11 protein-coding genes are annotated in these 8,677 nt (G+C 40.1%); 4 read left to right on the top strand and 7 right to left on the bottom strand.

Going from position 1 to position 8,677, the window contains the following annotated elements:
• Positions 1 to 1,121: tRNA (N6-isopentenyl adenosine(37)-C2)-methylthiotransferase MiaB (gene miaB, locus Q0296_RS00765; RefSeq protein ID WP_298035674.1), on the bottom strand; the 1,121-nt coding region annotated here is incomplete at its 3' end.
• Entirely contained in the window at positions 1,121 to 1,363 is a 243-nt protein-coding gene (locus Q0296_RS00760; RefSeq protein WP_298035673.1) for an HP0268 family nuclease, read from the bottom strand. The genes miaB and Q0296_RS00760, both read right to left, overlap by 1 nt.
• 172 nt (positions 1,364 to 1,535) lie before the next feature.
• Here Q0296_RS00760 and nusA point away from each other — a divergent pair, with 172 nt between their 5' ends.
• Both nusA and Q0296_RS00750 read left to right on the top strand, forming a co-directional pair.
• Complete coding sequence (nusA, locus tag Q0296_RS00755; RefSeq protein ID WP_298035672.1) at positions 1,536 to 2,639, top strand: transcription termination factor NusA; 1,104 nt, start codon at positions 1,536 to 1,538, stop codon at positions 2,637 to 2,639.
• Positions 2,639 to 3,118: a GNAT family N-acetyltransferase gene (locus Q0296_RS00750; protein ID WP_298035671.1), complete on the top strand. Its 480-nt coding sequence runs from the start codon at positions 2,639 to 2,641 to the stop codon at positions 3,116 to 3,118. Before nusA ends, Q0296_RS00750 begins: the two co-directional genes overlap by 1 nt.
• A gap of 48 nt (positions 3,119 to 3,166) precedes the next feature.
• Here Q0296_RS00750 and Q0296_RS00745 read toward each other — a convergent pair whose 3' ends face one another.
• Entirely contained in the window at positions 3,167 to 3,766 is a 600-nt protein-coding gene (locus tag Q0296_RS00745; protein ID WP_298035670.1) for an outer membrane beta-barrel protein, read from the bottom strand.
• Between the two features lie 159 nt (positions 3,767 to 3,925).
• On the opposite strand from Q0296_RS00745, the gene Q0296_RS00740 reads away from it, so the two are divergent.
• Positions 3,926 to 4,138 (top strand): transcriptional regulator, encoded by a 213-nt coding sequence (locus Q0296_RS00740; RefSeq protein WP_002941953.1) that lies wholly within the window; start codon positions 3,926 to 3,928, stop codon positions 4,136 to 4,138.
• Positions 4,139 to 4,195: 57 nt separating this feature from the next.
• Here the strand turns inward: Q0296_RS00740 and Q0296_RS00735 are convergent, their stop codons facing one another.
• The 4 genes from Q0296_RS00735 to Q0296_RS00720 all read right to left on the bottom strand — a co-directional run bounded on the left by Q0296_RS00735 (position 4,196) and on the right by Q0296_RS00720 (position 7,807).
• Positions 4,196 to 4,666, bottom strand: coding sequence for a hypothetical protein (locus Q0296_RS00735; RefSeq protein ID WP_298035669.1), 471 nt, complete (start codon positions 4,664 to 4,666; stop codon positions 4,196 to 4,198).
• Positions 4,667 to 4,820: 154 nt separating this feature from the next.
• Entirely contained in the window at positions 4,821 to 6,164 is a 1,344-nt protein-coding gene (gene rho / locus Q0296_RS00730; RefSeq protein WP_298035668.1) for a transcription termination factor Rho, read from the bottom strand.
• Between the two features lie 162 nt (positions 6,165 to 6,326).
• Positions 6,327 to 7,412 carry a pyridoxal-phosphate dependent enzyme gene (locus Q0296_RS00725; protein ID WP_298035667.1) on the bottom strand — a complete coding sequence of 362 codons (1,086 nt, stop codon included), beginning with the start codon at positions 7,410 to 7,412 and terminating at the stop codon, positions 6,327 to 6,329.
• 11 nt (positions 7,413 to 7,423) lie between these two features.
• Positions 7,424 to 7,807, bottom strand: coding sequence for a RidA family protein (locus tag Q0296_RS00720; RefSeq protein WP_103595119.1), 384 nt, complete (start codon positions 7,805 to 7,807; stop codon positions 7,424 to 7,426).
• A gap of 147 nt (positions 7,808 to 7,954) precedes the next feature.
• Here Q0296_RS00720 and Q0296_RS00715 point away from each other — a divergent pair, with 147 nt between their 5' ends.
• Entirely contained in the window at positions 7,955 to 8,575 is a 621-nt protein-coding gene (locus Q0296_RS00715) for a PAS domain-containing protein (RefSeq protein ID WP_298035666.1), read from the top strand.
• The last annotated feature ends 102 nt before the right edge of the window (positions 8,576 to 8,677 follow it).

Raw genomic sequence — 8,677 nt, 5'->3', positions numbered from 1 at the left:
TGCGCTGCTACGATCTCGTCTAAAATTTCGCTGTGGCGATTTTGCAGGCGAGTTAGCCTTTCTGAAGCGGTTTTATCATCTATTTGATTTGTAAAAGTAGCTGCCTTTGTAAGCGGACGAGGCGAATACTTAAAGCTAAAAATTTGCTCAAATCTAACTTGCTCAAGCACGTCCATCGTATCTTCAAATTCGCTATCGCTCTCGCCTGGAAATGCGACGATGATATCAGTTGAGATGCTAACATCTGGGCACATCTTTCTAAGTCTTAGCGCGCGGTCTAAAAACCACTCTTTTGTGTATCCGCGCTTCATCTCGCGCAAAACTTTGGTGTTTCCGCTTTGAAGTGGCATGTGCATAGACTTGCAAATTTTTGGGTTATTAGTGAAAATTTCAAGAAATTTATCATCCATGTGAAGTGGGTGCGGACTTGTAAATCTTATCCTCTCAACGCCCTCTATCTCGCTTATCTTTACTAATAGGTCGCTAAAATCGATATTTTCTTGCACGCCTGAAAATCTTTTGCCGTAGTTATTGACATTTTGCCCTAGTAAAAATATCTCTTTTGCACCGCTTTTTGCAGCCTTTTCTACCTCTTTTAAGATGAGGCTTGAAGGGATGGAAATTTCATCGCCTCTGGTGTGTGGGACGATGCAGTAGGTGCATTTTTTATCGCAGCCGATTGAGATGTTGATGTGGCTTTTGTATGGCGAGCCTCTAAACTCGCCAAATGCATATTCGCTCTCGTCGTGGTTGATGTCGGTTGAGATAAATTTAGGCGTATTTACCGCCTTTGTGATCTTGCTAACATTTCTTGCGCCAAGGACAAAATCAACATAAGGTGCGCGCTTGAAAATTTCACTACCCAAATGGCTTGCAGTGCAGCCGCAAACGCCTATCTTTGCACCTCTTTTTTTGGCTTTTTCAAAGGCTCCAACCTCGCTAAAGAGCTTATGTACTGGCTTTTCACGAACCGAGCAGGTATTTATAAGGATTAAATCAGCTTCTTCGATGTTTTGTGTTAAGGAGTAGTCTTCTTTTTGTGAGAGCTCGGCTATGATATGCTCGCTGTCACGAACATTCATAGCACAACCTAGAGTTTGGATAAAGAGCTTTTTACTCATTAAAGTATATGCACTTCATACATATAATCGCTATCATCAAGACCGTATTTCACGGTTCTGTGATAAACGCTTAGCCCTTTTTCTTCAAAGTGCTCGACTAAGGCGATTAGTTGTTTGTGCGTGTTTTCTTTATCAAAATAGAAAATTTTCTGACCCTCTTTTTCGACAGCTGCCTCTATCTTTTCTAGTGAAATCGTTTTTGGTTTTGTGTCTAATTCGGCTCTTGCAAGTTTTAGCTCCATTTTTAATCCTTTCAAAATCTTAAATTTTAATCGGTCAATATACCCAAATCATCATAAAAAAAGGATTAAATAAAAGTTAATAACAAGCTTAAAGTTATTAAAAGTATGGCTTATGTATAATTTCAAAACTTCACGAAAAATCCCCGAAATTTATCGTCACAATGGAGAAAAAATGGAAAGAATATCAGACATTATAGAGTCAATTGCAAATGAGAAAAATTTAGATATCGAAGATGTAAAAGAGCGCGTTATAAGAGCCTTGATAAACACTGCAAAAAGGGTTTATGGTGAAAATTATGAGTATGACGTGAGCATCGATGCTAATAAAAATTTAAAGCTTTATCAAAAAATTTCAATCGTAGCAAACGACGATGAGAGGCTTGCTGAAGACAATGAGCACTTTTTAAGCTTAAAAGAGGCTAAAAAGATAGATAATGGCGTAGAGATCGGTGATGAGCTCACTTACGAGCTAAGCCTTGATAACCTTGGCAGAACAGCCGCTCAAACGCTTCACAAGGAGCTTGAGTATCACATCCAGCGCCTAGTTGAAGAGAAAATTTTACAAAAATATAATGAGATGAGCGGTCACATGGTTTTTGGTCCAGTTGTAAGGGTCGATAACGATGAAAACACATTTATCGAGATAGACGAGCTTCGTGCCATCTTGCCACGTAAAAACCGCATAAAAGGCGAGAAATTTAAAGTAGGCGATGTGGTAAAAGCGGTCATTAGAAAAGTTTTTACAGATAAAAATTTAGGCATAAAGGTCGAACTTTCAAGGACATCACCTAAATTTCTTGAAGCACTGCTAACTTCAGAAGTACCTGAGATAAAAGACGGCGGTATCATCATTCAAGGAAGTGCGAGAATCCCTGGCGAAAGAGCAAAAGTAGCGCTCATCTCAACCACTCCAAACATCGATCCAGTCGGCGCAACGGTCGGCACAAAGGGCGTTAGGATAAATGCCGTAAGCAAAGAGCTTCATGGTGAGAGCATCGATGCGATCGAATACACCACTGAGCCAGCGATCTTGGTAGCTCGCGCTATGGCACCTGCTATCATTACATCTGTAAAGATCGAAGAAAACAAGGCGATCGTGACACTTGCGAGCGAGCAAAAGAGCAAAGCTATCGGCAAAAATGGCATAAATATCCGCCTAGCAAGCATGCTAACTGGCTATGAGATCGAGCTAAACGAGCTTGGCTCAAAAACTAGCAGCAGTGGCGAAAATGGCGAAATGGTCAAGGATCTAAAAGCTCTTTTTGGAGATAACTAATGAAATTTCAAATAAGAAAAGCAACGAGAGCTGATATAGACGTGATCTGCGAGCTTGTAAGAGAGCTTGCGAGCTATGAAAAGATGAGCGATCAAGTCACATTTACAAATGAAATTTTTGCAGACTCCATCTTTAATAAAAATCACGCAAAAGCCCTTATTTGCGAGAGTGAGGGTAGGGCTATTGGCTATGCTATCTATTTTTACACATTTTCTACATTTTTAGGGCTTGGCGGGATCTATCTTGAGGACATCTACGTCAAAAAAGAGTTCAGAAATCAAGGCATCGGCAAGGCTTTTTTTAAATTTCTAGCTCAAATTTGCAAGGATGAAAATTTAAAAAGGCTTGAGTGGTGCTGCCTAAACTGGAATGAGCCAAGTATCAAATTTTATGAAAGCATAGGCGCTAAAAACCAATCTCTTGAGTGGAGAACATACCGCTTAGACGGCGAAAATTTAGAAAAGCTGGTAAATTTATAGTTTCTAATGAAAGCTCAAATTTGCTTTGAAATTTGAGCTTGCTGGTGATTAAAATTTATATGTATATCCCATATAAAGACCGATGTTTGTCTCTTTAATATCGACTAAATTAAATTTATTGATCTTACCATAGTCGGTTCTATCAGCTTTTAGACCAAACTCAACCGCATTATTTTCATTGATAGAGTATTCTGCACCAACTCTTGCACCTAGTATCCAGCCAGTTGCGTTGCCTTTTTCAGAGCCATCATATATGTCAAACACATCCATTTTAAGTTTTGAAAAACCAGTATAGCCACCAAGAACTAACTTAAGATCTTTTGCCACGCTTGGAGTGTAGTCAGCTCCAACTATAAATTTATGAGTTTTCCATTTTATTATTGTGCCATCTTCGTCACCAAGTGACTTTTTGGCTTGAAAGTCATATATGTAAGCTCCATAAACTCTAGCTACGTCAAAGTCATAACCAACTTTTAGACCAAGACCTGGTTGTGCTTTTTTAGCTTTTGATTTGCCATTGTCGCTTTTTGCTGTTAAATTTGATCCAAAAGAGTAGTCTCCTTCAACTCCAACAAAGGCTCCTTGCGCTAAAGCAGCGGCACTAGCTAGGCTTAAACCTAAAGCAACTTTTAAAACTACATTTTTCATTTTTACTCCTTATTTAAAAAATGTTACGTGGCTATTTTAAATTTTCTTATATTAAATAAAGTTTAAATATTCAATGAAATTAATAAAAAACATAAAATAATTCAATTGTTTTCTTATCAGAATAAAATTTATAAAATCACTCAAAAAAAGGAGTGTAAAGTGGCTAAGATGACAAAACGTGATATGGCTTATCATTTAGACGTTGATGTCGCAACGCTTTACAACTGGCGAAAACACAAGCCAAACCTTTATCGTATCGTGATGCTTGGATTTAAATTTGACGAGCTTATCGAGCAGAGCAAAAAAACTTGCAACGAGCTTTGTGAGTATGAAAATTTGATCAATCAAGACATAGAAAAATTTAGTAAGTGATTTATAAATTTAAAGTGAGATGACATAAGTTTTAAAAGGTGGTTAGCCCACCTTTTGTTATTTTTTCGGAGTTAGTTCTGTATCTTTGCGGTTTAGTTTTATTTCTTCGCCTTTTATACATCTTGGGTTTAGCGTTTCTAGTGTTGCTAAGAATTCTGTCGCATTTTCGTCACCTATCTCTCCATATTTTTGTTCACCGTAATAATAAGGTGTCTCTTTTGCTATGCTATTTTTTATAACCTTGTAATCGTCTGATTCTTTTTCATTAAATTTATCTAGATCAACCTTTGTATCTTTATCTACTATCAGATAACCTTTTCCATTTTCTTCTAGTCTTGATTGGTCCTTTATATAGTCGTATTTGGTCGTATAGCTTACCCTTTTATAGACTTTCACTTCACCTTTAAAGTGCTTGATACTACCCATATCAGCTTTGCAAATTTCAGCCAAAGTTGTTGGCTCACCACATCCAGTTAGAGCAAGAGCAAGTGTTGCTGTAATGCCTGAAAGAACGACTTTTGTTTTCATATTTTTCCTTTTTGTAGAAGTTAGAAATTCGGATTTTACAAAAAAAAATAAAACTGAAAAATTTAAATTAGTATATCTATGAAAATATTTATTGAGAAATTTAATGCAAAAAAGAAATTTGAGCTCAAAGCAAGCGCTTCAAGCTCAGTTAAATTTACTCGTTTAGGATAGAGAGAAGCTCTTTGTTGTCTTTTGTTTTTAGCATCTTTGCGTATAAAAATTTAAGCGCTTCGACATCGTCCATTGTCGCGATCGCAGAGCGAATAGCCCAAATTTTTTGAAGCTCATCAGGCTTTTGAAGTAGCTCTTCTTTTCTGGTGCCTGATTTTAGCACGTTGATAGCTGGGTAAATTCTGCGGTCTGAGATGTTGCGATCAAGCACGATCTCGCTGTTTCCAGTGCCTTTAAACTCTTCAAATATCACTTCGTCCATACGTGAGCCAGTGTCGATTAGTGCGGTTGCGATGATGGTTAGAGAGCCGCCGTGCTCGATGTTTCTAGCTGCGCCAAAGAAGCGTTTTGGCTTATGAAGTGCGTTTGCATCCACACCGCCCGTTAGCACCTTGCCGCTTGGCGGGGTCACTGTGTTGTAGGCACGTGCTAGACGGGTTATACTATCAAGTAAGATGATGACGTCTTTGCCCATCTCAACTAGACGTTTTGCCTTTTCTATGACTAGCTCTGCTACGCGGACGTGATTAAGCGCTGGCAGGTCAAATGTCGAGCTAAATACCTCGCCTTTTACGCAGCGTTGCATATCGGTAACCTCTTCTGGTCTCTCATCTACCAAAAGCACCATTAGCTGGGCTTCTGGATGATTTTTTGCGATGCCGTGAGCTAGCTCTTTCATAAGCTCAGTTTTACCACTTCTTGGAGGTGCGACGATGAGGCCACGCTGACCCTTGCCAATAGGCGTAAAAAGGTCAAGTACACGGCCCGTTAGCTTCATCGGATCGTACTCTAAATTTAGCTTTTCAGTTGGAAAAAGTGGGGTTAGGTTGTCAAATAATGGCCTCTCTTTTGCGTCTGCTAGAGGCATATAATTTACCGCTTCGATTTTTAAAAGGGCGTAGTATTTTTCTTGATCTTTTGGCTCCCTTACTTGGCCGGTGATGATGTCGCCCACACGAAGTGCAAATTTGCGGATCTGAGAGTTTGAAACATAAGCGTCGTTTGAGCTGTCGCTTAAATTTGCATCAACAGCCCTTAAAAAGCCGTAGCCCTCGTTTGTGATCTCTAAAATTCCAGTAAATAGTATAAAGCCGCCTTGTTTTGTCTGGGTTTTTAGTATCTCAAATATCAAATCCTGCCTGCGAAATTCGCGTGGATTTTCGACGCCAACGCCATTTGCGATCTGCACTAGCTCGTCTAAGCTAAGCGTTCTTGGCTCTTCAATCTTGTGTCCATCTACTGGTACGTGGGTTCTTGATGCTTGATGTTTTTTTGTAGTTTTTGTGCTTTGAGCAGCACTTTGCTCGGTTTGGTTATTGTTTTCCATTTTTCCTCTTTAAATGCGGGGATAAGATTGTAGAATTCTGGGCTTCAAAAGTTTTTGAAAGTTTTGGCATTTTATAAAAATAAAACTTTGTTGTCAAGAAATGCCACGACCAAAGTCGCTAAAATAGGCAAATTTGCAGGCAAAATGACCTGCAAATTTAAATTAGTGCTCGCTTTTTAGCCCAGCGCCACACATCGAGATGATGCTTTTACCCTCAAGCTTGTGCGATTTTGCGTAGCTTGCATAGGCGGCGTAGATGGCTGCTGTGGTGTGCTCGACGTAAAAGCCACGGCTTGCTAGGAAATTTCTAGCTGGCTCAATATCATCTTCTTTTATCGTGATCACCTCGCGTTCTCCTGCATATCGGCTAGCTAATATCTCAGCGCCACGAGCAGGTTTAGCTATCGCTATGCCCTCAGCCAAAGTTGGCTCAGCCTTTATCGCAAGTGGCTCGCTTGTTGCGCCCAAAAACGGCGCGCACTTCTCACTTTGAACGATGAAAATTTTAGGTAGTTTTTTGATCACTCCAGCCTCATATAGCTCATTTAGCGCTATCTCGCAGCCAAGTAGCAAGGTGCCGTTGCCAACTGGCAAAAAGAGATTTTCAGGGACAAAGCCAAGCTGCTCGTAAATTTCATATATATATGTTTTAGTGCCTTGGTAAAAAAGCGGGTTAAATACGTGGTTTGCGTAAAATATGCCCTCATCTTTTGCCCTTTTTCTGCAAGCATCTGCCGTCTCGTCGCGCGTGCCGTCAAAGACAACCGCCTTTGCGCCGTAGTACTCAAGCATCTTTATCTTTTTCTCGCTTGTGCCTTTTGGGACGTAAATTTCACACTCTATGCCAGCTCTAGCAGCGTATGCAGCGACCGAGTTTCCAGCGTTTCCGCTACTATCTTGCAAGATCTTTTTGATGCCATTGGTTTTACAAAACCAAATAAGCATCACAGCACCTCTATCTTTAAAGGAAAGCGTTGGCATCGTGTAGTCCATTTTAAGATAGAGCGAGTCATCAAATTTCACGCTCTTTGTTAGTCCTTCGCCAAGGCTGATATCGCGCCAAAGATCGTTTTTGATAGGGAAAAACTCGCGGTATCTAAAGAGGCTAAACTCGCGCTGGTCGATTAAATTTAGATCAAATTTGGCTGGCTTAAACTCCAGATCATAAAGCCCGCCGCACTCGCACGCAAATATAGGTGTCTCAAAATCTGCGCTTTTGCCGCACTTTGAGCAGATAAATTTAGGCATTGTTGCTCCTTTTAAAATTTTCTATCAAGTATCGCTGTGGCTTCGATCTCTAGCAGGCAGCCAAAGTGAAGTTTGTTTGTCGGTACTACGACGCGAGCTGGCTTATGATCGCCAAAAAATAGCGCATACTCGTCATCTATCTCGTCCCAAAAGTCGATATCTGGCGTATAGATGCGGCACATCAAGATGTCATTTCTTGTCGCATTTGCTAGTTTTAGCACATTATCAAGGTTTTTTAAAGCTTGTCTTGTTTGTGCCTTTAGCCCCTCTGGGATCTGCCTAGTTTCTGGGTCCATGCTAAGCTGACCTGAGATGTAGAGGATGCCGTTGTGCTCGGTCGCCAAAGAGTAGTGAGCCTTTTTCTTTTTTGAAATTTCGGTCTCATAAATTTTCATATTTTCTCCTTAAAAATTTAAAAAATTATAGATAAAAAATTATTATTACCACTTAAATTTCATAAATTTTCATAAAAAATTATATTTTTTCTTATCGAAATTTTAAAAATATTTTGGCTAAACTTAAACAAAAACAAAAGGCGCCTGATGCATCCTATATTAAAGGCATTTATCCCAACGGCAAATCTCATACAAAAAAGCTCGCCATTTGCCTGCGAAGTCGTGCTACACGATCTCTCAAACCCACAGCGCTCGGTCGTCTATGTAGCTGGCGACGTCACTGGCAGAAAGGTCGGACAAAGCTTTGATCACCTTGTAAGCGAGGTCTTAAACAGCAAAAATTTCAAAGACGACTACGTGGCAAACTACTTTTTTACAAAGGACGAAAAGCTGGTGAAGTCCTCAACCGCCTTTATCAGAGACGAGCACGGAGAGATCATCGGAGCAATATGCGTAAATGTCGATGCAAGCGTGGCAAAGAGCCTTTTTGAAATGGCGGGGAATTTCTTAAAAACTGAAGAAAATGAGCCCAAGAGCGAGCAAAATGACGATGTGACAAAGATCGTCTTAGGCTTGATCGACAAGATCATCGCCAAAAACGAGGGCAAGAAGCTTAAAAAAGAGCAAAAGCTAGAACTCGTTGGCTTTATGAACGAAAAGGGCATTTTTAACATAAAAGGCGCTATCGAGGTTGTAGCAGCCAAGCTAAATGTCTCAAAGATCACGATATATGGCTATTTAGATCAGCTTAAAAAGAAGCGTCCGTGAAGTGTAGGTGCTCTCACTGCAAGCAAAGCTTTGATGAAAGCTCGATGATAGAGGCGAAAGGCGGGCTTAAGTTTTGCTGTGTTGGCTGCAAAGGCGTCTATG

This window comes from uncultured Campylobacter sp. (assembly GCF_937890585.1).
Taxonomy (GTDB): domain Bacteria; phylum Campylobacterota; class Campylobacteria; order Campylobacterales; family Campylobacteraceae; genus Campylobacter_A.
Note: the sequence above shows the minus strand (reverse complement) of the source record. Positions and strands in the feature narration are given on the sequence as shown.

Excerpts from the sequence above, each read along its gene's own strand:
- nusA (WP_298035672.1), top strand. The coding sequence starts at position 1,536 with ATGGAAAGAATATCAGACATTATAGAGTCAATTGCAAATGAGAAAAAT.
- Q0296_RS00745 (WP_298035670.1), bottom strand. The coding sequence starts at position 3,766 with ATGAAAAATGTAGTTTTAAAAGTTGCTTTAGGTTTAAGCCTAGCTAGT.
- Q0296_RS00760 (WP_298035673.1), bottom strand. The coding sequence starts at position 1,363 with ATGGAGCTAAAACTTGCAAGAGCCGAATTAGACACAAAACCAAAAACG.
- Q0296_RS00750 (WP_298035671.1), top strand. The coding sequence starts at position 2,639 with ATGAAATTTCAAATAAGAAAAGCAACGAGAGCTGATATAGACGTGATC.
- Q0296_RS00735 (WP_298035669.1), bottom strand. The coding sequence starts at position 4,666 with ATGAAAACAAAAGTCGTTCTTTCAGGCATTACAGCAACACTTGCTCTT.
- rho (WP_298035668.1), bottom strand. The coding sequence starts at position 6,164 with ATGGAAAACAATAACCAAACCGAGCAAAGTGCTGCTCAAAGCACAAAA.
- Q0296_RS00720 (WP_103595119.1), bottom strand. The coding sequence starts at position 7,807 with ATGAAAATTTATGAGACCGAAATTTCAAAAAAGAAAAAGGCTCACTAC.
- Q0296_RS00715 (WP_298035666.1), top strand. The coding sequence starts at position 7,955 with ATGCATCCTATATTAAAGGCATTTATCCCAACGGCAAATCTCATACAA.
- Q0296_RS00725 (WP_298035667.1), bottom strand. The coding sequence starts at position 7,412 with ATGCCTAAATTTATCTGCTCAAAGTGCGGCAAAAGCGCAGATTTTGAG.